Source organism: Hymenobacter siberiensis, assembly GCF_018967845.1.
Taxonomy (GTDB): domain Bacteria; phylum Bacteroidota; class Bacteroidia; order Cytophagales; family Hymenobacteraceae; genus Hymenobacter; species Hymenobacter siberiensis.
This window is the reverse complement of record NZ_JAHLZZ010000001.1, coordinates 3,378,515-3,402,954: the sequence shown is the minus strand read 5'-3', so window position 1 is coordinate 3,402,954 and position 24,440 is coordinate 3,378,515. Positions and strand designations below refer to the sequence as shown.

The 24,440-nt window shown below is 58.2% G+C and carries 21 protein-coding genes; 7 read left to right on the top strand and 14 right to left on the bottom strand.

From position 1 onward, the window contains the following. Positions 1 to 6: 6 nt before the first annotated feature. On the top strand, positions 7 to 1,359 hold the full coding sequence (locus KQ661_RS14800; RefSeq protein ID WP_216727366.1) for a M20/M25/M40 family metallo-hydrolase: 1,353 nt from the start codon (positions 7 to 9) through the stop codon (positions 1,357 to 1,359). Here KQ661_RS14800 and KQ661_RS23100 read toward each other — a convergent pair. Next, complete coding sequence (locus KQ661_RS23100) at positions 1,268 to 1,771, bottom strand: META domain-containing protein (RefSeq protein WP_216727365.1); 504 nt, start codon at positions 1,769 to 1,771, stop codon at positions 1,268 to 1,270. The genes KQ661_RS14800 and KQ661_RS23100 overlap by 92 nt on opposite strands. 137 nt (positions 1,772 to 1,908) lie before the next feature. Beyond that, positions 1,909 to 2,730, bottom strand: coding sequence for a transporter (locus tag KQ661_RS14790; RefSeq protein WP_216689084.1), 822 nt, complete (start codon positions 2,728 to 2,730; stop codon positions 1,909 to 1,911). A gap of 140 nt (positions 2,731 to 2,870) precedes the next feature. Here KQ661_RS14790 and KQ661_RS14785 point away from each other — a divergent pair, with 140 nt between their 5' ends. Continuing rightward, a complete protein-coding gene (locus KQ661_RS14785; protein ID WP_216727364.1) occupies positions 2,871 to 3,794 on the top strand; it encodes an alpha/beta hydrolase in 924 nt (307 codons plus the stop codon). Next, a complete protein-coding gene (locus KQ661_RS14780) occupies positions 3,794 to 4,981 on the top strand; it encodes a hypothetical protein (RefSeq protein ID WP_216727363.1) in 1,188 nt (395 codons plus the stop codon). The genes KQ661_RS14785 and KQ661_RS14780 overlap by 1 nt, the downstream gene beginning before the upstream one ends. Positions 4,982 to 5,052: 71 nt before the next feature. Here the strand turns inward: KQ661_RS14780 and KQ661_RS14775 are convergent, their stop codons facing one another. The 4 genes from KQ661_RS14775 to KQ661_RS14760 all read right to left on the bottom strand — a co-directional run bounded on the left by KQ661_RS14775 (position 5,053) and on the right by KQ661_RS14760 (position 11,907). Next, a complete protein-coding gene (locus KQ661_RS14775) occupies positions 5,053 to 6,375 on the bottom strand; it encodes a leucine-rich repeat-containing protein kinase family protein (protein WP_216727362.1) in 1,323 nt (440 codons plus the stop codon). A gap of 824 nt (positions 6,376 to 7,199) precedes the next feature. Continuing rightward, a complete protein-coding gene (locus KQ661_RS14770; protein ID WP_216727361.1) occupies positions 7,200 to 7,619 on the bottom strand; it encodes a transposase family protein in 420 nt (139 codons plus the stop codon). Then, entirely contained in the window at positions 7,607 to 8,098 is a 492-nt protein-coding gene (locus KQ661_RS14765; protein WP_216680531.1) for a transposase family protein, read from the bottom strand. The genes KQ661_RS14770 and KQ661_RS14765 overlap by 13 nt, the downstream gene beginning before the upstream one ends. A gap of 278 nt (positions 8,099 to 8,376) precedes the next feature. After that, the gene (locus tag KQ661_RS14760; protein WP_216727360.1) at positions 8,377 to 11,907 is read right to left on the bottom strand and encodes a UvrD-helicase domain-containing protein; all 3,531 of its coding nucleotides are present in this window, start codon (positions 11,905 to 11,907) and stop codon (positions 8,377 to 8,379) included. Between the two features lie 464 nt (positions 11,908 to 12,371). Between KQ661_RS14760 and KQ661_RS14755 the strand changes: the two genes are divergently transcribed. Continuing rightward, the gene (locus tag KQ661_RS14755; RefSeq protein ID WP_216727359.1) at positions 12,372 to 13,412 is read left to right on the top strand and encodes an IS4 family transposase; all 1,041 of its coding nucleotides are present in this window, start codon (positions 12,372 to 12,374) and stop codon (positions 13,410 to 13,412) included. A gap of 266 nt (positions 13,413 to 13,678) precedes the next feature. Here KQ661_RS14755 and KQ661_RS14750 read toward each other — a convergent pair whose 3' ends face one another. Then, entirely contained in the window at positions 13,679 to 14,095 is a 417-nt protein-coding gene (locus KQ661_RS14750) for an acyl-CoA thioesterase (protein WP_216727358.1), read from the bottom strand. Positions 14,096 to 14,251: 156 nt separating this feature from the next. Between KQ661_RS14750 and KQ661_RS14745 the strand changes: the two genes are divergently transcribed. Beyond that, on the top strand, positions 14,252 to 14,446 hold the full coding sequence (locus KQ661_RS14745) for a cold-shock protein (protein ID WP_168673032.1): 195 nt from the start codon (positions 14,252 to 14,254) through the stop codon (positions 14,444 to 14,446). A 448-nt stretch (positions 14,447 to 14,894) separates the two neighbouring features. Beyond that, positions 14,895 to 16,937, top strand: a complete 2,043-nt coding sequence (locus KQ661_RS14740; RefSeq protein ID WP_216689076.1) for a DEAD/DEAH box helicase — start codon at positions 14,895 to 14,897, stop codon at positions 16,935 to 16,937. 277 nt (positions 16,938 to 17,214) lie between these two features. Here KQ661_RS14740 and KQ661_RS14735 read toward each other — a convergent pair whose 3' ends face one another. The 3 genes from KQ661_RS14735 to KQ661_RS14725 form a co-directional block, all read right to left on the bottom strand. Next, the gene (locus KQ661_RS14735; protein WP_216689075.1) at positions 17,215 to 17,673 is read right to left on the bottom strand and encodes a PA2169 family four-helix-bundle protein; all 459 of its coding nucleotides are present in this window, start codon (positions 17,671 to 17,673) and stop codon (positions 17,215 to 17,217) included. A 62-nt stretch (positions 17,674 to 17,735) separates the two neighbouring features. After that, entirely contained in the window at positions 17,736 to 19,010 is a 1,275-nt protein-coding gene (locus KQ661_RS14730) for a BaiN/RdsA family NAD(P)/FAD-dependent oxidoreductase (RefSeq protein WP_317196118.1), read from the bottom strand. A 93-nt stretch (positions 19,011 to 19,103) separates the two neighbouring features. Then, the gene (locus tag KQ661_RS14725) at positions 19,104 to 19,982 is read right to left on the bottom strand and encodes a Rossmann-fold NAD(P)-binding domain-containing protein (protein WP_216689074.1); all 879 of its coding nucleotides are present in this window, start codon (positions 19,980 to 19,982) and stop codon (positions 19,104 to 19,106) included. A 186-nt stretch (positions 19,983 to 20,168) separates the two neighbouring features. On the opposite strand from KQ661_RS14725, the gene KQ661_RS14720 reads away from it, so the two are divergent. Further along, the gene (locus KQ661_RS14720; RefSeq protein ID WP_168673036.1) at positions 20,169 to 21,041 is read left to right on the top strand and encodes an SDR family oxidoreductase; all 873 of its coding nucleotides are present in this window, start codon (positions 20,169 to 20,171) and stop codon (positions 21,039 to 21,041) included. Between the two features lie 194 nt (positions 21,042 to 21,235). On the opposite strand, the gene KQ661_RS14715 is transcribed toward KQ661_RS14720, so the two are convergent. The 4 genes from KQ661_RS14715 to KQ661_RS14700 all read right to left on the bottom strand — a co-directional run bounded on the left by KQ661_RS14715 (position 21,236) and on the right by KQ661_RS14700 (position 24,433). Further along, positions 21,236 to 22,108: a DUF1571 domain-containing protein gene (locus KQ661_RS14715; protein WP_216689073.1), complete on the bottom strand. Its 873-nt coding sequence runs from the start codon at positions 22,106 to 22,108 to the stop codon at positions 21,236 to 21,238. 57 nt (positions 22,109 to 22,165) lie between these two features. Further along, positions 22,166 to 22,465, bottom strand: coding sequence for a YciI family protein (locus KQ661_RS14710; RefSeq protein ID WP_216727357.1), 300 nt, complete (start codon positions 22,463 to 22,465; stop codon positions 22,166 to 22,168). Between the two features lie 169 nt (positions 22,466 to 22,634). Next, positions 22,635 to 23,150 carry a YkvA family protein gene (locus tag KQ661_RS23095; protein ID WP_394369627.1) on the bottom strand — a complete coding sequence of 172 codons (516 nt, stop codon included), beginning with the start codon at positions 23,148 to 23,150 and terminating at the stop codon, positions 22,635 to 22,637. Positions 23,151 to 23,242: 92 nt separating this feature from the next. Continuing rightward, positions 23,243 to 24,433 carry a hypothetical protein gene (locus KQ661_RS14700; RefSeq protein ID WP_216727355.1) on the bottom strand — a complete coding sequence of 397 codons (1,191 nt, stop codon included), beginning with the start codon at positions 24,431 to 24,433 and terminating at the stop codon, positions 23,243 to 23,245. Between the last annotated feature and the right edge of the window lie 7 nt (positions 24,434 to 24,440).

Genomic DNA, 24,440 nt, shown 5'->3' with positions numbered 1-24,440 from the left:
TTTGCCTTGAAAAACCTGCTTCTCGCCGGCTGCCTGCTGGCGGCGCTGCCCGTAGCCGCGCAATCCAAATTCAAAGTTAAAGTGAAGCCCGGCCGGGCGGCCGAAACCGAAGTTTCGGCCGCCACGGTAAGCCGCGTCATGCGCACGCTCGCTTCGGACGATATGCAGGGGCGCGGCACCGGCCAGCCCGGCGGCCTGCGGGCGGCGCAGTTTCTGGCCGGCGAGTTTGCGCGCATTGGTCTGCAGCCGCTGCCGGGCCTCAGCGGCTTCGAGCAAACGTTTAAGGTGTACCAGACCAAGCCCGGCGCAGCCACGGCCGTGCTCAATGAGAAAGCCTTGCCGCCAACCCAAGTGGCGGTTATTTCCGGCGCGCCGGCCCTGAGCTGGACGAGTGATGACGCTACGCCCGTTGCAGTCGTAACAATAGGGCCGGACCAGACGGAGCGGTGCAAGCTGCTCGCGCTTCGGCGGCCTACTGCCAATACGCTTGTTTTTGTTGATACCGCTCACACCAAACTATTCGGCCAAATTGCCCAATACGCGGCGCGCCCCAAAATAAGCCCGGAGCAGGCGGGGCCATATTCTACCGTGTACGTGCTGGGAGCCAGGCCCTCAACCCTCACTTATCGCATCAGCGCCAGCACTGTCGGGCAGCCCATTGAGCTTCGCAACGTGGTGGGCGTGCTGCCCGGCCGCGACCCGCAGCGCAGCAAAGAAAACGTGGTTTTTTCGGGCCACTACGACCATCTAGGCATCGTGAAGTCTTCGGCCGAAGGCGATTCCATTGCCAACGGGGCCGACGACGATGCCAGCGGCACCACCGCCGTAGTAGCGCTGGCCGAGTATTTCAAGAAGAAAAACGACAACGCCCGCCCGCTCATGTTCGTGGCCTTCGCGGCCGAGGAAGTGGGCGGCTTCGGCTCACAATTCTTCTCGAAGCAGCTCGACCCGCAGCAGGTGACGGCCATATTCAACATTGAGATGATTGGCAAGGAAGCCAAATTCGGCCCCAACACCGCTTTCATCACTGGCTACGACCGTTCCGATTTCGGCCCGCTGCTGCAAGCCAACCTGGCCGGCAGCAAGTTCCGCTTCGAGCCCGACCCGTACCCCGAGCAGAACCTGTTCTACCGCTCCGATAACGCCACCCTCGCCCGCCTGGGCGTGCCCGCCCACAGCATCAGCACCGACCAGATTCCGACCGACAAGCTCTACCATTCCGTTGATGACGAAGTGGAAAGCCTCAATTTGCAGAACATGACGGCCGTCATTCAGGCCATCGCGCAAAGCGCCTCCGGCCTCGCTTCGGGCCGGCAAACGCCCACCCGCATTGCGCCCGAAAGCACCAGCGGCAAGTAGCGGCTACCGCAGGTACACGGCCTCCAGCCGGACTACGGCCGCCCCGGTGGCATCCAGCATCCGCAGCGTATCGCCGCATGCGGTAAGTGCTGGCCTGCCCCAGGGCGCGGGTAAAGGCATTTTCCGTGTCAATCGCCGGGCAGGTCATCCGTGTACTCATCAGCGGCGTGAATTTCAGCTCACTGGGATTTTCGCTGAAAAAACTGCCCCGGAAGCGGTTGCAGCTGCCATTGTCCTCGGCCGTGCCATCGGCGCGGAGTAGCAGGTAAGGCTCCCTGGTATCGGCTGGCACGGTGATGGGCTGGCCAGCCAGCTGGCTACCCAGTGCGTTTCGCGCAGTGGTGCGTCGGGCGCGGCGCGGGCGGGTGGGGGAGTGGTGGCGGCCGTTTCCGCAGCGGTGCGGGTTTGGCAACCGGCGGCCAGCAGGGCCAAGGGCAAAAAGGAAAGGTGCATAGCAAACGCGTTGAAAGACTGATTTTATGCAAAAAGGCCTGCGTTACTACGCAGGCCTTTTGCTGAACGTTATTTGCGTAGCGCTTGCCGCCGGTTCTACTTGCCCACTTTAAACGTGAGCCCGGCCCCAATAGTGGACGTGCCGGCCGCCAGTCCGCTCATGGCCTGGCCGGCCGTGATATCGAGGCGCATGGCCGGAATGGGACGGAAATACATCCCCGCCGTGGTGCCGGTAGTAAGGGCCTGGCGGCCATAGCCGTAGGCTTCCACAAAGAAGCCGGCCTTCTCGCTCAGGGGGCCATTGAGGGCCAGCGTGCCTAGGAACTGGCCTTTTTCGATGTCTTTGGTAGTGAGGCCGCGTTGGCTGAAGCCGAAGTTGGCTTCGAGGCCGAACCGCTCGCCCAGCTGCTCGCTCACCAGTAGGCGGCCGCCGGGGCCCCAAGTGGTGCCGCGCAGGCCCGGGCTGCCCGTGCCGGGCACCGCCGACTCTACCAGAATGGCTACCTGCGTGCGGGTGTCGTAGTTGGGCGACAGCATGAACTTGGCCCCCACCATCACCGGAGCCCAGCCGCTGGAATCGACGCGGCCGGCTTCGGCCACCCGCGCCGGGCTGTTGTGGAAATAGGGCTGGCTCACGCGCAGCTCCATGCTGTTGAAAAAGCCGATGCGCAGGGTGGCGGCGCTCAGGCTCTGGGCCAGGCCCACGCCGCCAAACTGGCGCTGGAAGCCCGTTTCGAGCTGAAAGCGGCCGGGGCGAAGGACCTGGGCGGTGATGGTTTGGCCGGGCCGGTCGGCGCGAATGTTGCGCACGAACGGGGCATCCACATTGGGGTTGTTTTCGTCCGGCGTGTTCTGGGCCAGGGTGAGGCCGGGGCTGCCCAGCAGGGCGGCGGCGGCCAGCAGAGTGGTCTTGCGCATTGCCATAAAGACCTTCGAGGCTACGGAATAATTCAAATCGGGTTGCGCTTACATAAATTTCTTCCGATAGTACCACGAGCTTGTTTAATAATGCCACCATATGGCTGCATGACGTACTTTTGCGTAGAATACTTCGACGTATGAAAATAACCGCTACTATTGCCTTTGTGGGACTTCTGCTGGCCGCCGGGCCTTTGTTTGCGCAGCAGACTTTCCCGATTTACACGGGCACCGTGCCCGATTCGCAGCCCAGTGCGGTGCAGGAAACCAGCATTACGCTGGCCAACGGCGGCGTGCGAATTTCCAACGTGGTGCAGCCCAGCCTCACGGCTTTTTTGCCGGCGGCGGGCACGGCCAACGGCACGGCAGTCATCATTTGCCCCGGCGGCGGCTATGCCCGGCTATCCATCGACAGTGAGGGCTACGATGTAGCCAAGCGGCTGAATGAGTTCGGCGTGACGGCCTTCGTGCTGAAATACCGCTTGCCCAACGACCAAAGCCAGCCCGATAAGTCTATCGCCCCGCTGCTCGATGCCCAGCAGGCGCTACGCCTCGTGCGCCAGCAAGCCGTCAAATACAGCATCAACCCCGAGCGCATTGGCCTGATGGGCTTTTCGGCGGGTGGGCACCTGGCGGCGTGGGCGGGCACCCAGTTTGCCAAGCCGGTGGGCGATAATGTGGGGCCGACCTCGGTGCGGCCCGCGTTTCTGGTGCTCATGTACCCGGTCATCAGTTTCAGCGATACGCTCCGGCACCCGGCGTCGCGGGATAATTTGCTGGGTAAAATGCCTTCGGCCGAGCAAATCCGGCAGTATTCCAACGAGCTGCAGGTGACGGCCCAGACGCCGCCCACCTTCCTGGTGCACGCTGAGGACGACAAAACGGTGCCCGTCAACAACAGCATCGTGTTTTATCAGGCCTGCCTGCGCCACGGCGTGCCAGCCGAAATGCACCTCTACCCCAAGGGCGGCCACGGCTTTGGCCTCAACAATAAAACCACCAAAGACCTCTGGACCGACCGCCTACGCAACTGGCTCGACGCCAACGGTTGGCTCTCAAAATAATGCGCAATATCGTTGCCGTTGGGCTGCTGGCACTGCTGGCGGGCTGCGAGCAGAAACTTCATTCTACCAGGTCGGATGCGCGGGCGATGCCCAGCGTGGCAGTCGCGCCTGCGCCGGAACCGCCGCCCGCCGCCCTGCCGCCCGTGGCCAAACCCAAGCCGCCGCCCGAAATTCCCGGCTGGGCGCTGCCCGCTGCCGCCGATACGCTTGTGCTGCTCAACGGCCAGCCCTACCACCTGCTGCTGGCCGCCGAAACTGACTCGACCCACCGCCTCACGGCCACCTACGAGGAAACCCCCGGCCACCCCCGGCGGGTGCGCGGCTTCGAAGGGTACTATACCGTGACGCTGCGTGAGAAAACCGGCCGCCAGATTTTCAGCCGTAAGCTGCGCAAAGCCGCTTTTTTCAAAAAGGCCGGGATTGATGTCGTGACCGAGAGCGAAGCCTACCTGCCGCAGTTTCTGGGCTACAGCCGGCCGCTGGGCGCGCTGGTTTTCACCCTCGATTTTATGGTGCCCGACAGCGACGTGGGCGGCCAGGTAGTGCTGCTGCTGGACCTGGCCGGCAACGTGCTGCGCCTGAGCGAAGGCCGGGGCCCCGGCGGCGGCCCCGAGTGCGAGCCCGCGCTCTCGCCCGATGGCTGGGCCCTGCTCACGGCCTCGGAGCTGCTGCGGCCCGGCCGCCCGCCCATGCGCCTGGAGCGGCCCGATGCCGAACTGGTGGGGGCTTCTTTTCTTAGCGATAGTACTGTGCTGGTGGTGTATGCGCCTGGCAAGGCGCACCTCATCCGCTTTGCCGATGGCCTGGAGGGCTACGGCCGCACGCCTACCGTGCAGCAGCTGCGCGCCCCCAATGCCTTCGTGCGCAATATCCGGACCGGGCGCGTGCTGCGCCGCTTCCACTACCACGGCTTCTACGAGGAAATGGGCTACACCATCCCTCGCTTCCAGCTGCGGGCCACCGCCACGCAGTATTTGCTCGATGACAAGCGCGGCCTGTACCTGCTGCCGCTGGGCGGCACGGGCGTGCCCGTCGAAATGCGCTTCGCCGCCATGCCGCGCTTCACCCCGCCCAAACGGCTGGCCGAAGTGCGCTTCGAAATCAACAGCGCCGAAACCACCTTTGCTTTCTACGTGGACACCAGCAGCGTGCAGCCGCGCATCCGCTACCAGCGCCTGGCAGAGTAATGTAGCGCGGACTTTTAGTCCGCGTGTGTAGTCCGCGTGTGCGCCATCCACTCGCGGACTAAAAGTCCGCGCTACAACCCAGCCAGCACCTTTTCTATCTCCCCAAACAACGGCCGCGCCCCCGTTTCCGGCTGCCCGCAGCGCCGCTGCAAGTCCCAGAGCGCCGCGACCGCTGCCGGAGCTTTATCAGCCTCATCACAATGCGTCAATAATTCTTCCAGCAGGCAGCCGAAGGCCCGCACCTCCAACCGCTGCAAGGCCTGGGCAGTAGCAATGTCCTCGAAATTAAAGAAGCTGGCCGCGCCGAAATCGCCCAGCAAGGCATTTCCTTCGGCCGTATTCAGAATATTGTGAGCGTATAAATCGCCGTGCATGATGCCCTTTGCGTGCAGGTGCCCGGCGGAAGCCGCAATGCCCTGCGCGATGTTGAGGGCCGCTTCCAGGCTGAATGCAGTACCTGGCTTGTACACGTCGCGGGTGCAGGTGGCCAGGCTGGGCGGCCCGGCCAGGTTGCCAAACACGTCGTCAATCAGCTCCAGTACCAGGCCTTCGGCCCCGGTAGGGTGCCCGCTCACTTTGCCTTCCACCGCAATCAGGTTGGGGTGGGCCCCGGCCGCGATGCAGGCCAGCATTTCGCAGTGGGGGAGGCCGTCGCTGGTCACCGCGCCCTTGAATAGCTTCACGGCCACTTCCGTGTCTCCCACGTTGGGCCGCGTCCAACTAGCGCGGTAAATGACGCCGGAGGCCCCTTCACCCAGCTTTTCTTCCACCGCCAGCGTGTCCCAGGCAATGGGGCCGATGCGCTGCTGCGCTTCCACGCGGGCTTCGGCCACCGCGCTAAAGGGGTTGCCCGCGTAGGCCAGCCATGAGAGGCGCGGCAGGGCCAGCAGCCACTGCGGTAGTTCCCGCAGCTCATTGGCGGCAATGCGCAGCAGCTCCAGATTGGTGCACCGGGCCAGGGCTTTGGGCAGTGCGGTGAGGCGGTTTCCCGCCAGCATCAGCTTTTGCAGGTGCTGGCAATTACCAATTTCGGCAGGCAATTCCTCCAGCTGATTATCAGTAAGGATGAGCCAGCGCAGGGCCGGAGTGAGAGCCGCCGCCGGCAGCGTGCGTATCCGGTTGGCCTTGAAGCCCACCATGCTCAGCCGGGGGCATTGGCCCAGCACGGCGGGCACTTCGGTAAACTGGTTATCGGAGCAGAAAAGCACCTGCAATTTGTGCAGTCGCCCGAGGTCGTCGGGCAGCGCCGAAAGGGCGTTGCCGGTCAGGTTGAGGGCTTCGAGCGTATCGGCCAGGGCGAAGATTTCGTGGGGAAATTCGGTGAGGCCTTCGGCTAAATCTAAGCGCTTGAGGCCGTGGAGCTGGCCGGCGCGCAGTTGGGCAAGGGTGTGCATGGGCACAAAGGTCGGTGTACCGTGGACTCTGCGAGTCCGCGCGTGGGTGGAATCGTTCAAATTTCACTCACGTGTGGGCTTTCCATAATCCACGTTAACCGTACGCGGCATGCCCAGGCCACTTTCGGAGTTGCACTCCGAAAGTGGCCTGGGCGGGGACTTGCAGTCCGTAAGCGTGGCGCGGCATCTCTCACATTGGGGGCTGCAAGCCCCCAGCAGTGCGGCTTTCGGAGTGCAATTCCGAAAGAGCAGCGCCATCCGCTGGCCCCGCTGGCGCGTGTCTGCGACGCGCTACCGCTTGGCTGCGAGCCTCTGGCTCGGGGTCGAAACGGAACCGGACTGCGGGTTCAGCCGGTGCGCGAAGCCCGAGCCACAGGCTCGAACCCAGTGGGCAGCGCGTCGCAGACGCGCGCCAGCGGGATAACGCAGGCCACAAAAAATCAGAAACGCATCATTGTTTTTATCATTTCAAAATCATCAAATGACCTTGAAATGATATACAGATGTTCAATTTTATTTTTATTTAAAACAGTTAGTTTGTAAACGTCACCCACCTGTTTAAAAAAACTGACTTCAAGTCTTTTTAACTCTATAAGAGTAGATGTGTGAAAACTGACTTCCTTATTTAAAAACCACTTTAAAGTGATAAATATGAATTCTTTTTCATTGATAATGCATTTGTCAACAAGCCGATTCATGAATTTTGCATCTGCAAATAGAGTTCCATAATAGACAAAAGTGAAAAAGGCCGCATAAGATGCTATTAAGCATGCCATGAAATTTAAGGTAAATCCTAGTATATTAGACTTGTCGCGAGCTATTAATCAAAGATTTAAGCTGAAATTCCACAAGCCCGCACACACTCCCAGCACGTCATTGTACAGGTTCAAATTATGCAAACGTAATCGGTCTTCCAAAATTCGATAACGTTTCAATCCGCCAATGCTATGCTCTACGGTAATTCGTTCACTTGCTTGTTTTGTATTTATTTCTCGTTGTTCATCGGTGAGTTCTTTCCCTTTCGGCTTTTTGATAGGAATAAAAACTTTCCGGCAAACGTAGTCTTTCGCGAAGCCCAAAAACCCCAGGTCCAACCGCACCTTGAACTTTTTAAACCACTCTTTATCAACTGGTAAAATGCTTTTTAGTACACTATAGTCGTGGTGTCTTCCGCCGTAACAACGGCTGATAAAACCAATCCAGCGAATGGTCTTTGAAATAACTATCTCTTTTACGGCGTGCATTTTTTTTTACCGCTATAGTAGTCTTTTTGCATCTCTTTATTTCCTGGTCGTTGCTTGCGTTGCTCCGTTCCATCGACCAATAACGTCTCGTGTTCCTGAAAATAGGCTTCAAATTCGGCCACTGTCGTAAATTCCCGCTTTGGCGCATGCCCGGTTTGCTCCAGCGCTTCTTGGAGCACCGTAATGCCTAATTCCTGGTTGCGTTTCGCGTTGGAACCGTCCATCCCACTGACCAATCCCAACAAATCATACGTCAAGTTTGCTTTGAAGCTGAATAGGGTGAAAAGCAGTAATTCTTCTTCTGTTTTAAGGGCTACTTCATACGGCGCAAAAGCCCCACGTTCAATCATATCTGTTCCATTCAACCGAAAATACGCCTGCTTAAAATGCGCCAAAAGCTGCGCAAAACGCTCCGCCGTGAGTCCCGTGGCAGCACGCCATTTACGCGAAGTAGTGAGGTTTTTTACGGAAAAGTTCATGTTCTAAATTTAAGTACAGTTTGTCGAAAATTCCGCACTTCACTCACTTCGCAACAAGTCTATTGAACAGCCAGTAAAAAATTAAATATGCACCTAATGGGCCAAGCCACATCAATTTCTTGGCATTCGTTCTCTGTTTTTCATAATATGCTTTAAGTAATGCATTGGATTCAAATTTCATAGATTATCTATTAAAAAGTTTTCGTTGAACTGGGATTTTTGAGTGATTTACCAAGACTACACAAAATGGATTAGGTGAGTAGAAATGAATTAATCCTTCATACCTCCACCACTTCCCCCGTCCCGAAATAATAAATAACCCCGCGCACCTCTGCGTACCCTAATTGCTCGAATAGCGTAGCGTAGTTCCGCAACAGCCGCTTATGTTTATCCTGCGGCGGGGGCAGGCGGAAATCCATCAGCGTGACCCGGCCGCCCAGGCGGTGGTGGGCTTCGAGGGAGGGTTCGAGCACCACGCGGTCGGGCTTGTAGTCGCGCAGCTTCACGCCGCCCACCAATATTTCGCGCTCCGTTTCCACGCTCAGGTGTGGGGCGAAATAGGGGGCCAGGCGCGGGTCAAGTACTAGTCGTTCCAGGCTGGCCACCAGCTCCGGCCGCTCGCGGGCGCTGAGGATGCCCTCGGCCACGAGCTGGCTGGCCACCCGGCCCACATCGGCGGCCGTGAGCAGGCGGCGCAGGGCGAAGTGCAGCTTGCGGTTCCACTCGCCCTGGGCCTTTTGTTCGTCAAAATCGAAGAGCGTGGTGGCGTGGCGGCGCAGCTTCAGGCGGTCTTCCCAGGGCGCGGCGGCGAGGTTCGTTAAGTTGTAATTGTTAGTTGTTAGTTGTTTGCTATTAGGTTTTTGGATGGCTGGGGTGCCTTGTGATACTACAAAGGATACTTGCTCATCTTGCCATTCGCCCCGGCCCAGCAGGTAGCCATGCAGCAGGTCGGCCACGGTGCGGGCGGCGGCCATGGGGGCCGCTGCGTCGGTTTCTTCCGTCGTCTTGGCGCTTTTCTTGTCCTCAGGTTTTTTGCTGATGATGTAGAGGCGGTGGCGCGGCCGGGTGAGGGCCACGTACAGCGTATTTAGCCCTTCGAGAAAGGTTTTTTCGCGCTCCTCGTCGTACTGCGTTCCCAGAGCTGTTTGCTGCATGGTCTGGCTTAGGCGCACCACTGCTACTTCGGGCATATTTTCCAGCGGCTTTTGGTCGGTTTCGAGATGGCCCCAGAGCAGGGTGCCCCGGTGCGGCTCCAGGCTCCAGTCGGCAAACGGCACAATCACCACCCCATACGCCAGGCCCTTGGCTTTGTGCACCGTGGTGATGGTAATAGCCGCCCGCCCGCCCGGCGCGTTGATGCTAATTCGCCCCTTGCGTTCCTCCCAGTGCGTGAGGAAATTGCCCAAATTGTTGCCGAATTTCAGGCTGTATTCCAGCGTCAAATCCAGGAAGCGGAACAGGTACTCGCTCTCCCCATTCCGCCCCAGCAGCCCGAACAAGTTCAGCAGCCGCTCGGCAAGCTCATAGAGGCCGAGGTTGCCGGTTTCCTTCTCGTTCACATCGTAGCCCAGCTCGCGCAGCTCATCAAAAAACGACGTGCCGCCCGCCGCATTCGCCACCGTGGCAATGTGCCGGGCGCGCGCCGGCGTGGGGGCCAGCCCGCGCACCACCTTATCCACCAGCAGCAGGGCTTCGGCCCGCGCCAGCGTGTCGGCCGGCTGATGCAGCACCCGCAAAATACTCACCAGCAGGTTCACCACCTCCGCAAATTCCAGCGCCAGCGAATCGGCCGAAATAATGGCATAGCCCCGCTCTTTCAGGAACTTGGCAATAATTTTACTGGCGTAGCGCGTGCGGCACAGTACCGATATATCCTGGAGCTCATACCCGTCGCGCAGGACCTGTTCCACCAACTGCAGGGTGAGGTAGCAGGTGCTTTCGTCGTAGCCCAGCAGCGCCTCCGGGGCGTGGCCGGGGAGGGGCGAGGTGGTATAGATGCCGGTGCTCGGGTCATAGATGAGGGCCGGGGCGTCCTTTTGGGTGAATAATAGCTCCACATGCCCGCTCACGCCCCCCGCCGGAACCTCACCCCCTGACCCCCTCTCCAAAAGAGAGGGGGCACCGGAAATGCTTCCAGCGGAATCGTCCTCACGAGCCGGTGCCCCCTCTTTTTTGGAGAGGGGGTCAGGGGGTGAGGTTGACGTGGGCGCGGCTCCGGGCGCCTCCTGCCCAAAATGCGCATCATAAATCCCCGTCACCAGCCCCAGCGCCTCGTGCCGCGCGCTTACCGCCTCAAAAAACGAGTTGTTAAACGCAATAATCTCCCGCGCCGACCGGTAATTTACCTGCAAGGCCTTCGCATCTAGCTTGCCCGCGAAAGACGCATACCGCCCCCGCAGCAGCTCGCGCATCTCCGGTTCCCGGGCCCGCGCCGCCAGCGCCTCCGTGTTGCCCTGATGCAACCGCAGAATCTGCTCCATCTCGCCCCCACGCCAGCGGTAAATAGCCTGCTTGGCATCGCCTACCGCCAGGCTGCTGTGCCCATTCGCCAGTGTATTTTCCACCAGCGGCAGCAGGTTATTCCATTGCAAGACCGACGTATCCTGAAACTCGTCAATCAGAATATGCTCGTATTTCTCGCCCAGCCGCTCGTACAAAAATGGCACCGGTTCCGTTAGCACAATGCTGGCAATGCGCCGGTTAAATTCCGAAATCAACACCACGTTGCGCTCGCGGCTGATTTGTTCCACTATTTTATTTAATTCACTCAGCAGCGAAGCGTGAAATAAATACGGCTGCATTGCTGCCAGCAACGTGTAATTCGGCAGGTATTCGGCCCGCATTTTGTCCAGCGTGGTTACCAGCGCCGTCAGCGGCTCGCGCACCGCATCTACGCGGGCTTTGTCGGCGGGCGATTTAATTTTCCCGCCGTGCCATTTATCCTCGGCCAGCGTTTTGCGCACGTAGCTGTTCGGCCCCGCGTCGGCCTGCAGCAGCGCCACGCCCTTCTGCACGTACTGGCCGATGCCGCTTTTGCCGTAATAAAGGTCATCCACGCTCACATCGGCCTGCTCCAGAATTGCCGCGCCCACCTCCTGCGTCTGCGCAAATGCCGCCTCAATCTCCCCCCGCCGCGTCCGGATTTCCTTGTCCAGCCGCCGGAAATCGGCTAGGCTCAGCTTGTCCAGTTGCGCCACCGCCTCCTGCACCGTCTCATTAAATAGCACCCGGCCAAACCCCGCCAGCTCCTCGGGCAGGCGGCTCCAGCTTTTGCCCTCCTCGGCCTGCCCCAGCGCATATTCCGCCAGCGTCTGCGACAGTAGCTTGCTGTTCGGGTCGCGGTTCACCTTGTCCAGCAGCGCGGCCACCGCGCTTTGCAGCACGCTGTCCGTATCCAGCTCTACCTCAAACGTGGCCGGCAAGCCCAGCTCCCGGGTAAACGCCGTCACAATCCGCTGCACAAACGAGTCAATCGTGCTCACCCCAAAATCGGCATAGTGGTACAGCACCAGCCGGAACGTGGCTGCCGCCCGCCGCCGCACCTCCGCCGCCGGCAGCTTCAGTTCGGCCGCAATGTCGGCCAGCAGCGTATCTGTTTTGCCCTCCCTGGGGTAGGCAAAATCCCGCAGCGCATCCACAATGCGGTGCTTCATTTCCCCCGCCGCATCGTTGGTAAACGTAATGGCCAGCACCCGCTTGAAATACGCCGGGTCGTCGGCCCCCAGCGCCAGCAGCAGGTATTCTTTCGTTAATTGGTACGTCTTGCCGGAGCCGGCCGAAGAGGAGTAGATGCGGAAGGAGGGAGGCATATGTATTTTGTTTGATTCAAGCATCAACTTGATGAACCAGATAAAGCGAATGAAAAACTTTCAGACAATAGTCGTAATTCTTGTCCTGCTACTTATCGGTAGTAACTCCTTCGCGTGCTCTTGTACAGGCAAATCGAGTGTAAAAGAAGCAGTGCGTAATTCCGATATAGTTTTTGGAGGCAAAGTATTATTTGTAAAACGGGTAGATTATTTGAGATGGCAAGGCATTCCAATGGTTGGAAAGCTGGTGACTTTGTTGGTGCAAGAACAAGCAAAAGGGATACTGCATTCTGATACTGTAGTAATAGCAACAGGAAGCGGAGGCGCTGATTGTGGCGTACAGTTTCAAGAGGGACATTCTTACTTAGTGTATGCTAAGTCTACTCTACCCTACTATTTTTCAGGTACAAAAACGGGGCAGCCCGACCTTTGGGGTTCCAACCACCAAAAACCCGTTCTGCCCCGTGAAGCAACACTTCGCTGCTAAAATTACGACGCTTTTGCAACAGGCCCCGTTTGTGGGCCACTTGTCCCGCCAAAAGTTTGTGGGCCAGTTCATTCTTGGCCTGATAAAGAGCCGCAACGTGCAATTCGGCGAGGTGGCCCAGCACCTCAATGACGCGGCCAAGCCCGCCTCGAACGAAACGCGCATTCAGGACTTTTTCCGCGAAGTCGACCTCAATTACATGCTGGTGGCCAGGCTTTTGCTTAGTTTGTTGCCTGCGCAGGGCAAGCTGCGTTTGTGCCTGGACCGCACGGAGTGGGACTTCGGCCAGTGCCAAGTCAACGTGCTGCTCGTCACCGTCGGCACGGGCGAGGTCCACGTGCCGCTCTACTGGCAGCTGCTCGACAACCGCAGCGGCAACTCCAACGCCGCCGACCGCATCGCGGTGCTCGAAAAGTGCGTGGCTTTGCTGGGGAAAGACCGCATCGGCCTGGTCGTAGGCGACCGGGAATTTGTCGGCCATGCGTGGTTCAAGTGGCTCAAAGACAACGGACTGAATTTTGTCATGCGCGTGCCCAAGCACCACTGCCTGACCCACGCCGACGGCCGCCGGCAGGCCGTGGCCGACCTGGGCCTGGTGCCGGGGCAGGTGCGCCGCTTCGCCCACGTGCAGGTCGACGGGGTCTGGGGACAGGCCTGGGTCAAGGCCGTGGCGGCGGGCGAGTTCGTCTACCTGTTTGCCACGGCCGGTCTGAACCACCTCGCGCAACGCTACGCCAAGCGGTGGACGATTGAGCAGTGCTTCCAAAACCTGAAAGGCCGGGGTTTCAACCTGGAAGCCACCCACTTGCGCTGCTTGCAAAAGCTGCGCAAACTCGTGGCCCTCGTCAGCCTGGCCTACGCCTTCTGCCTGGGCGTGGGCGCAGCCGCCCACGGCGGCCGCCACCACATTGCCCGCAAGAAGCACGGCTACCGGGCCGCGAGCCTGGCTCGTCACGGCCTCAACCTCCTCCGCCAACTCACCCGTCCGCTAACCCGGCCCGATGACCCGGCCCGATGACCCGGCCCGATGACCCGGCCCGATGACCCGTTGGCCCGCCTGGTTGAAACGCTGCTAAACTGCACTACGAGACAACTTGCTCGAAATCAACTACTAAAAATAGTAGGGTAGAGTATGCTAAGTCTTATTCTTTTTCAAATAGGATTAATAATGATAGTGTGCGCTGGTTCTATGCAGGTCTATGCTCTAGAACAGGTATTTATAAAAAAGCTGAGCTTAAGAAAGCGTCACGCTACTCAAAGAAACTGAGTGAAAGAGAAGCTAAATTAGGGCGTGTCAGTTTTCAGCCAGCTTACCATCTCCGCCGTCACGCGTACCGGCCTGCCGCTCTTGGGGTCGAGCAGCACCCAGGTCGTTTCCGCCTCGCACAGCAGCACGCCATCGGCGGCGCGGGTGAGGCGGGTGTAGCGCAGCGACGTGGCCCCGCTGGTTTCGCCCACCCAGGTGCTGGCCCGCAGCGTCTCGCCCGCGAAGGCCGATTGCAGGTAGCGGATGCGATGTTCGCGCACTACCCAAATAATCTGGTCGTGCAGCTCGGCGGGGCAAATGCTCAGCCAGTGCGCGCCGGCCACATCCTGTACCCAGCGCACGTATTCGACATTATTGGCGTGGCCCAGCGCATCAATGGCACTGGTCGGAACTTGAAAATCGTGCGAAAAAGCGTGGGCGGGCGCGTCGGGCATACTGTATGTATATAGGGGAGCGCGCAAAGGTCGACATTCATTAAAAAAAAATACCTATGGACTTGGTCATTTGGAAATTATGCCTATCTTTGATGCAACCTAAGAAACCAAGCCACGGTGGCCCAAAAGCTTAGGGAAACCCACAACACAACCACCATGCCCACCGGAACGGTAAAATTCTTTAATGAGACCAAAGGCTTTGGTTTCATCAAAAACGACGAAACTGGCGATGACATTTTCGTACACATCAGCGACTTGCAAGTAAGCTCGATTCGCGAAAATGACAAAGTTCAATTCGAAGTGGCTCAGGGCAAAAAAGGCCCGAACGCTGTGAAAGTGACGCTGGTTTAGTCCTGTCCTAGCTTTGTTCTTAATAAGAAAGCCCGCCTCCTGGCGGGCTTTTTTTATGCCCGTTTGGTGACATTGAACAAATCCAGAACGTCATGCTGAGCGTAGCCGAAGCATCTCGCGTGTGGTAGTGACTCAATCGTTAAAAGGATTAGTGGCGGCACGCGAGATGCTTCGGCTACGCTCAGCATGACGTTCCAACAGGGGTTCTAAAATTCATTTCAGCTATTGTCTAGCTTTTCCAAAAAATAAATCCTACCTTTGCACCCGCATTTGAGGATGGCCCAAGTCCGCGCAAGCCCGAGAGAGGCGCTAACGCATTGGCCGCGTAGTTTTTTGGTTGTTTTTTCCCGCCTGATTGTGACAAGGTAGAAGGAGGGGAAACGTCGCTGAGTACGGCTGTTTTCAGAGCTGAGTCTCTTTTTTCCCCCCCCCCTTATCAACTCCAATCATGGAAGCTGAAAAAATTGTAGTTCGCTTTGACGAACTGAACCTCTCTGAGGAAGTACAACGCGCCATCACCGAGATGGGCTACGAGGAAGCTTCGGCCATTCAGGCCGCTGCTATTCCCGTGCTGCTCGCTGGCAAAGACGTTATCGGCCAGGCCCAGACGGGTACCGGCAAAACCGCTGCCTTCTCCATTCCCGCCATCGATAATATCGATACCGAGAGCAAAGACGTGCAGGTATTGGTGCTCTGCCCCACCCGCGAACTCGCGGTGCAGGTTTCGGGCGAAATCCAGAAGCTGGGCAAGTATAAGCGTGGCCTGATGGTGGTGCCCATCTACGGCGGCAGCCCCTACGACCGTCAGCTCCGCGCCCTGGAGCGTGGTGTGCAGATTGTTATCGGCACGCCCGGCCGCATCATGGACCACATCGAGCGTGGCACCCTGAAGCTGGAAAACACCACCAAAATCATTCTGGATGAAGCCGACGAAATGCTCGACATGGGCTTCCGAGACGACATCGAGTTCATCCTGAGCAAGATGCCCAAGGAGCGCCAGACGGTGTTCTTCTCGGCCACGATGAGCAAGCCCATCATGGAGCTCACCAAGAAGTACCAGCGCGACCCGCAGGTAGTGAAGGTGAACCATAAGACGATGACGGTGACCAACATCGAGCAGAGCTACTTCGAGGTGCGCGGTCCCCAGAAAAAGGACGTCCTGACCCGCATCCTCGACATGTACAACCTGAAGTCGACCATCGTTTTCGCTAACACGAAGCGGATGGTGGACGAAATTGTGGCCGACCTGCAAGCCAAAGGCTACTTCGCCGAAGGTCTGCACGGCGACATGGGCCAGCAGCAGCGCCAGAACACGCTCGATAAATTCCGCAAGTCGACCATCGAAGTGCTGGTTGCGACCGACGTAGCCGCCCGCGGCATCGACGTAGATAACGTGGAAGCCGTATTCAACTACGACCTGCCGGCCGACGAAGAATATTACGTACACCGCATTGGCCGCACGGGCCGCGCTGGCAAGTCGGGCAAAGCCTTCACGTTCGTGAGCGGCCGCGACATTTACAAGCTGCGCGACATCATGCGCTTCACCAAGGCCGACATCAAGTTGGCGCAGGTGCCGTCGTTTGCCGATGTTTCGGAAGTGAAAACCACGCTGTTCCTGAACCAGATTAAGGAAATCGTGGAGAAAGGTAACCTGGAGAAGTACGTGGGCCGCGTGCAGCGTCTGCTCGACCAGAGCGAGGAAATCACTTCGCTCGACATCGCCGCCGCGCTGCTGAAAATGACCATGAAGGAGGATAAGAGTGCTCAGCAGAGCCTCGACGCCAGCAAGGCCGCCGGCCAGGCGCGCCCCGGCTACACCCGCCTGTTCGTGACGATGGGCAAGAAAGACCGGATTCACCCCCGCGACATCGTGGACCTGATTTCGGAATCGAGCAACCTGACCGGTGCCAAAGTAGGCGATATCGCCCTCTACGACAAGTTCAGCTTCGTGGAAGTACCGTCGGAATACGCCGATGAGATTGTGGGTAAACTGGGCCGCACCAGCATCCAGGGCACTCCGGTTAGCTTCAGCATCGCTACTCCCGTGCAGGAAGGCGCCGCTAAAGAGGAAGGTTTCAACCGCACGGGCGGCACGGGTGGTCCCGGCGGCTTCGGCGGCGACCGCGAGCGTCGTCCCTTCAACGGCGGTGAGCGTCGTGAGGGTGGCAGCGGCTACGGCGGCGGCTACAAAGGCGGTAACCGTGGTGGTGGCAGCTTCGGCGGTGGCGAGCGTCGCGAAGGTGGCAGCGGCTACGGTGGTGGCTACAAAGGCAACCGCGACGGTGGCAGCGGCTACGGCAACAAGCCCAGCTACGGCGGTGGCGAGCGTCGCGAAGGCGGCAGCAGCTACGGTAACAAGCCGGCCTACGGCAACAAAGCCAGCTACGGCGACAAGCCCAGCTATGGCAACAAGCCGAGCTACGGTACGCCCCGCGAGTATGATACCCGTCCGGCACCCCGTACTCCCCGCAACGAGAGCTTCGACGAATAAAGACTGCAGATTCTAAAGAATCAGTCGGACAAGTACGGATTCGGTCGGGTTATTGCAACCCGGCCGATATCCACCAGTTTAGGTAGTTGTTCGTTATATGTTTATTGTTTGTTGGTGATAGTTAGGATACCTGTATTGTTAACGTCAGTGCTATAAAAAAGGCCCCTCGATTATTCGAGGGGCCTTTTTTCATTTATTCGGAGCAATTATAAGGACCTTTTGAAAAGAACAATTTGAATCCGTTCTTATCCGTCCAATCCGTTAAAATCTGCGGTCCTTATTTCGACGCATCACGCAGGGCTTTGATTTTGTCGTGGCCTTCAACCACACCCTGGTACTGCTTTTCGATGACCGATTTCAGGGTAGCTGGTAGGCCATCGGCCTTCAGCGCGGTTTGGTAAGCTTTCTTGGCGTAGTCTTCGCCGCGCTCGCACTCGACGAGAATGCTGTGACGGTCTTTGCCGGTTACGGCCGATTTCAGGTCAATCCAGGCGCGGTGCACGGCACCGGTGATGGAGCCCTGGGCACCTTCATTGGTGTCGGGCTTGAGGTCCAGCTTGAACATTTGGTCCTCAATTTCATTAAGGTAGCTCGAGCGCTGGGCGGCAAAATGCTTGAACGTGTCCTTCAGGTCGGCATCTTGCACATCGACCATGGCTTCGGCGTAGCCTTTCTGACCGTCTTTGAGGGTTTCAACCAATTCGTTGAGCAGGGCTTGGGTGGCTTTGGCTTCCATGAGGAAAGGTGAATTTGAGGTGAAAGATTATGAATATCTTTACTGCCTGCCCGCTCGTAAGGTTACACTACCACGGCCAACGGTTTGGCCATAGCTCGTCCGGCTAAAAAGCCAGTAGTCCAGGCCGCCTGAAAGTTGAAGCCGCCGGTAATGCCATCAATATCGAGTACCTCGCCGGCAAAATATAGGCCGGGTACGCGGCGGCTCTGCATGGTTTTTAGGTCGACTTCATCGAGCACGATGCCGCCGCAGGTCACAAATTCCTCTTTATAAGTGGTTTTGCCGCGCACGGCTAGCGGCATTCGGAGCAATAATTCAAGCAGACGGTTCTGGGCCTTGGCGGGCAGGTCGCTCCAGCGAATTTCGGCGGTGATGCCGGCTTGCTCGGTCAGGTTGCGCCATAGGCGCTGCGGTAGGCCGAATTGCGGGTTGCTGGCTACTGTTTTCCGGCCATTGTCCTGCCGGAACTGTTGCAGCCAGGGGCGCAGAGTTTCTTCGCTAAAGGCTGGTATCCAGTTGATAAGGGCGGTGCCCACGTAGCCAAGCTCGCTGAGGCGGCGCGCACCCCAAGCCGAGAGCTTGAGCACGGCCGGACCGCTCACGCCCCAGTGCGTGACCAGCAGTGGGCCTTCGTACTGGAGCTTTTCGCCGGCCAGCACCACGCGGGCTTGGGGCACGCTCACACCCATCAGCTCGCTCAGGGGCGAATTGGGCACGTTGAAGGTGAATAGCGAGGGCACCGGCGCGGCAATGTGATGGCCGAGGGCGCGCAGCCAGTCGTAGTTAGCCGATTTGGGGTTGCCCCCGGTGGCGATGAGCAGCTGCGAAACCTGCAACGATGCGCCCAGCTGCGCAGTACCCGAACCGCTGATTCTCAGGTTGAAACCACCCTGCGCCAAGGGCAGTATTTCATCGACGCTGGCATTGGTCACGATGCGGACGCCGGCCTGGCGGGCAGCCTCCTCCAGGGCGCGGGCAATGGTTTCGCTCGAATCGGTGGTGGGGAACATGCGGCCGTCGGCTTCCGTTTTCAGCGCCACGCCGCGTTTGGCAAACCAGGCGATGGTTTCGGCCACGCCAAATTGCTGAAAGGCAGCCTTGAGCTGTCTGCTGCCGCGCGGGTAGTGCGCCACCAGCTGCGCGGGCGTGTCGCAGGCGTGGGTCACGTTGCAGCGGCCACCGCCCGAAACACGCACTTTGGCGAGGAGCTTCCCCGTCTTTTCCAATAAAATGACAGCTATGTCAGGGTTGGCTTCGGCGCAGGCAATGGCACCAAAAAAGCCGGCCGCTCCGCCGCCGAGTACGGCCACGAGGGGTTGGGCAGCATCTTTTTTCACGGGACAAAGGTACGGCCGGCATGTAGCATTAAGCGTTAGCTTGTGCTACACGCCGGAACGTCCACCGCCGCACAAGCTAATGCTATACCAAATCTAGCAGTACGCCAGCGCCGCCAGCACATCATCGTGCTTGAACTGGTAGGGCACGATGCTGCGCACCAGACTGCTGTCAATGGTTTTGCCGCTCACGCCCTGCTCGTCCTTGAAGGTTGGTGCGGCCAGGTTAAGAAACTGTGCGGCAGCGGGGTAGAAGTCGCGCCGGCGCGGGTGCTGGTCGGCGCACACGTTGAAGGTGTGGCCCCAGGTCCCACGCTCGATGATGCAGGACAGCACGCCCACTACATCAGTCAGGTGCACGAGGTTGACGGGCGCATTGCCTTGTTCGAGGTCCTGGCGGCCCGCCAGGAAGCGGCCGGGGGCACGCTCCGGACCAATAAGGCCACCCAGCCGCACCACGGTGCTTTTCCACTGGCTGTAGCGCGGCACGAAATGACCTTCGGCCCGCAACACATCCGAAGCCGCGTCGCGAGTGCTGATGGCATCGGCTTCGCGCATGAGGCGGGGCTCGTTTGGATACACGCCCGTCGAGCTTACAAATAATACGTGCGGCGTGCCGGCGGCGGCCACGGCTCGGTGAATGGGTCGTAGTAGGGTGGGGTAGGCCCCGGCAGCGGCGGCGCGGGGCGGCACGTTCAGCACCAGCACATCGGCAGCGCTGAGCAGGCGGTGCAGGAGGGCTTCGGTTGGCGCGCCAAAATCAGACCCAAGCCGCAGCAAATGGCCTTCTATGCCGGCGGCAGCCATCAGCGGCAGGGTGTCGGGGGTGGTGGTGGTGCCAAGCACGGGGTGGCCCGAGGTCGCCAGCTGCCGGGCCAGGGCCATGCCCAGCCAGCCGCAGCCCAGCACTAATACTGTAGGGAGCCCCGCTCCCGAAGCCGGGCTAGTGGAGCCCCAGGAATTGGAACTAGTCATGCAGTGTCAGTGCCTTTTAATGCCTTCAAGCTGCGAAGGTGGGAAAAAAATGCGAAACACTATATTCGGCAATGAAAATAAATATTCTGGCTCCTGAGCCGAGCTTGGTTAATATTCGCACCAGCAGCTTAGTACCTTCGGGCGGCGGACCGACCCGCATTCCCACCCTTATTGACTTTCACTCGAATGGATGCACCCTACACCCAGCCCATGCTGCGCGATAACGCCCTGGCTGGCAAAACCATCATCGTAACTGGCGGCGGCACTGGCCTGGGCCGGGCCATGACCACCTATTTCCTCCAGCTGGGGGCCAACGTCACCATTACCAGCCGCAAGCTGGACGTGCTGGAAAAAACGGCCGACGAGCTTCGCCAGCAAACCGGGGGCAAGGTGCTGGCCATTGCCTGCGACGTGCGCAAGTACGACGAAGTGGAAGCCATGCTGGCGCGTACCATTCAGGAATTTGGCGGTGTAGATGTGCTGCTGAACAACGCGGCCGGCAATTTCATCAGCCCCACCGAGCGCCTGAGCCACAAGGCGTTCGATGTGATTGTGGACATTGTACTGCGCGGCTCCTACAACTGCACGCTGGCCGTGGGCAAGCGTTGGATTGCTGATAAGAAGCCCGGCACCATCCTCAATATCGTGACTACCTATGCCTCGGTAGGTTCGGCCTTTGTGGTGCCCTCGGCTACGGCCAAGGCCGGCGTGCTGGCCATGACGCGCTCATTAGCAGTCGAATGGGCCAAGTACGGCATTCGCTCCAACGCCATTGCGCCCGGCCCATTCCCGACGGAGGGTGCCTGGAGCCGCCTTTTCCCCGAGCCGCTGGCCAGTAAGCTGGACCCTGCCGCCAGCGTACCGCTCAAGCGCGTGGGCCAGTACCAGGAGCTGGCCAACCTGGCGGCCTACTTAGTGTCGGATTTCTCGGCCTATGTGAATGGCGAAGTGGTGACCATTGACGGCGGCGAGTGGCTGAACGGTGCGGGCGAATTCAATAAGCTCGAAATGCTGACGCCCGATATGTGGGATACCATCGAAAAAACCATGCGCCGCTAAATCACGGATTACGCGGATTTTAGCGGATTTCACGAATTTTGTGGACGTACTCATAGTTCGTTATAGGCTGGCATAATTGGCTGGCATAAAAGGAAAAAGGCTTGCCTACTGGCAAGCCTTTTTCCTTTTCCTTAAGAATCCAACGCCGTCCACAAAATTCGTGAAATCCGCTAAAATCCGTGCTCATCCGTGGTCTATAGTTTGTAGCCTTTGTAATCTTTGCTGAATTCATCCAGTGGAATGGGCTGATTGGGGATTACATCGGAGAATTCAAACTTCTCAAACAAGCCTTTTTCGTCATTCACCTGCACCATGGTGGGGAGGAACGTTTTAGGGTCGACGCAGAGCGTGGTGCGGCGGCCGTAGGAATTAGGCACTTGCAGCACTTTGCCTTCGGGGATTTTATCGCCGATGCTCAGGCCGTTGCGCTCGATGACGCGGAACTCGCCGCAGCTAAACCGCTCAGCGACAGTGCCAATTGTTTCGTTCTTGCCGGCTTTGTAGCTCACATAACGGTATTGCGGGTAGTCGGAGCGAAGCACGTGGTTGGTACGGCCCTGCAGCGTAGTGTCGCCCACGTAGCGGAACGAGCGGCTGTAGGAATTATCCTGGCGCAGGGCGGTGGAGCGCAGCAAGTCCGAAATAGTGCCGAAACCAGCCTGCAATGCCGTGTGGTGCTGGGCACCGCGCATGAGCTTGCCATTGGGGTCCAGGCTGAGGGTGACGTAGGGGAAAGATGCCGGGTTTACCCAGGCATCGCCCCCGTTCTGGCCCGCCAGCCAAAGCACTTCGACACCCTTTTGATTTTTAATGTAAATGCGCAAGGGGTTGTAAGTCAGCTTCATGATGCTGCGCGCCTGGTGGATGCTGCCGTCTATGCGCTCCTGCGCCTTCACGGTGCAGCGCAGGTATTTCAGGCTTTCGATGGCCGAGTTCATGCGCGTGGCAAGCTGCTCCGTAGTGATGGCGGGCGCGTCGGTGGGAGCGGTGGCGGCCATTAAAGCCAACAGGCCTCCCGGAATAGCAAAGCGCAGCGCAGTAGAAGCAGTGATGGAAAAAGCGGGCATAAAAAGGGTTAGCGTTAGCGGCCGGCTGCCCCAGAATTGCGGAGCAAAAGCCGGGAATTAATTGAGATTGATATGGGGAAAGCGCGAGGCCGCGCTGTCGAAGATAAACAGCTCATCAATTTCCACGCCACGCAGAAAACGATAGAGTGGAAACTGTTCGACAAGGGCCTGAACAGCGGCGGCATCAGCTCCGTTCATGGTGACCCAGCCCCGACTCCGGTCGCTGCTAATGGCGTAGGATTCCACAATTTTCTCGTTCAGCAGCCGATTAATGAAATCGCGGTGGCGTGGAATAACGGCAATAAACTCCTCCTTAAAAACATCGGGCAGGCGGAGGGAAACAACGAAAGTTGGCATACAAACAAGCGAAACGCCACAGTGGCGGAGGGCGAGTCTCGCTAAAAATAAAGAGAAGCGGGCGGCCGGAATCTGGCTGGGGTGGGCAGCAGTAAAAACAGTCGGCTTGGTGAGCGGAGCAACAAAAAAAGCCCCAGCCGAAGCTGAGGCTCCAATAGCAACGCGTAATTTACGAATGCCCGAGCTCGGCTACGCTGGCCTGGGTCTGGTCGCCCTGGGCAGGCTCGGCGGCTTCATCGGGGCCAGTGGTGGCAACGGCGGCGCGGTGCCCGGTTTGCTCCCACTCGCGGAAACGGGTGATTTCGCCCTGAAACTTACCTAAAAACCAGCTTATCAGGCTCAAATCATCAAGAAAGCCGATAACCGGAATGAAATCGGGAACTAAGTCGATGGGCGACAGCACATAAAGCAGCACGGCCAGGCCCGAAATAACGGTGTTGGTAGAAATGTCCCGGTACTCACCGCTGATGAAGGCGCGCACCAGCCGCACCAGCGTCAGGGCCACGTCGAACAGCTGCTTGAACTTGTTGTCCTTATTATCCTTACTGGCCAGCTTGTCAGCCGTTTCATTCAGGATGGTAACTACCTTGAACGGCTTACCCAGGAGCTTGGTCGCGCGAACAATGAAGACGTTGAAAAGTGCATTTTTAGAAATTTTGAGGCCTTTTTCGGCCAGCGGAGACATGGGCATAGCAATGCGGGTGAAGGGGTTTTGGGCGGGCTTTACGCGCAATGGCCCCTCGTTTTTTTCGCCGGCTTCCCCCCACACCTGTGGTCTTAGCGCTCAAACAGGGGCGTAGTGCCGCCTACCCAATCCTTGTTCTTATTGAAATCGACGCCAATCATCTCGCCCCGGCTCAGGCGGCTCAGGCCACAAAGTAGTGTCGGCCGTGCCTGGTCAGGGTGCCAGATATAAAGCAAGCGAATTTCGCTTTTCACCAGGCCGTCAGGTGATTGTACTGCGGGCTCGTATTGCACTTTGCGCTGCAATAAATAGTTTTCCTTGTTCGTGATGGCATCCAGGTCGGCGGCCGTGACGTGCAGCCGCACGCCGGCTCCCGCAAAAGAAAAGAGTGGCTTGAGCACGTAGTTTTCCAGGTCTTCCGGATAAGCAGTTAATTCGTGCAGGTAATAGCTGGGCGGCACAAACGGCCCGCTGAGCAGCGGCAGCGTGTATTTGCTCACGCGAAAAAACCAGTTGGGATGGCCCACCCAGGTTACGTCCACCTCATCGGTGAGGTGAAACTCGCCGGGTAAATCCGGGTACCGCGCTAACTCGTCAAAAATAACGCGGTTGTAAATACGCTTAATTGGAATTTGTCGGCCATCTTTTTCATAGAATAATTGACGACCATTTTTACGAATTTTGGTGAGACAAACGATATTAATTCCCCAGAATTCTTTCGTCAAAATAAAGTCAATTCGGGTTTTTTGTGTGTCCGGATATATTTCCAGTAGAATGACGTTTTCCGGCGCTTCATCACCCAGTAAAAAGCGCCGCATCTCTTCCCGGTAATCTACTGCATTCGGAGAATTTATAAAAGCCGAAACGGAGCTGGGAATAGGGAAATGCCGCTCAAAAATGCCTGGTAACCATGACTGAAAGGCATAGAGAGAAGGAAAGCCCTGCATCTCGATAAGCTGGGGTTCCAGCTCGCCGTTTGCATTTCGGCACACGGCAAAATCAAACGTTAAAAAATCCGGCCGGCCTTCGTTGCCGGGCACGCGCTGGTGTGCTGGAATAGCCGCTTCAGTTAATTCTTTGAAATTACCCTGCTGAATAACATCAATAATTGAGCTGCCGGCCGCAATTAATTTATCACGCAAATCAGCCGGGATAAATACCGGTGTTTCGGCCACCCGAAATTCTAATTGCCCGGGAAATTTCTGGTCGATATCGGCCAGCATTTCCTGGTATTTCGCGGGGGTGAAAGCGGCGTTGTAGCGGTGGCGGTACTCAGGAATCATAAGGCAG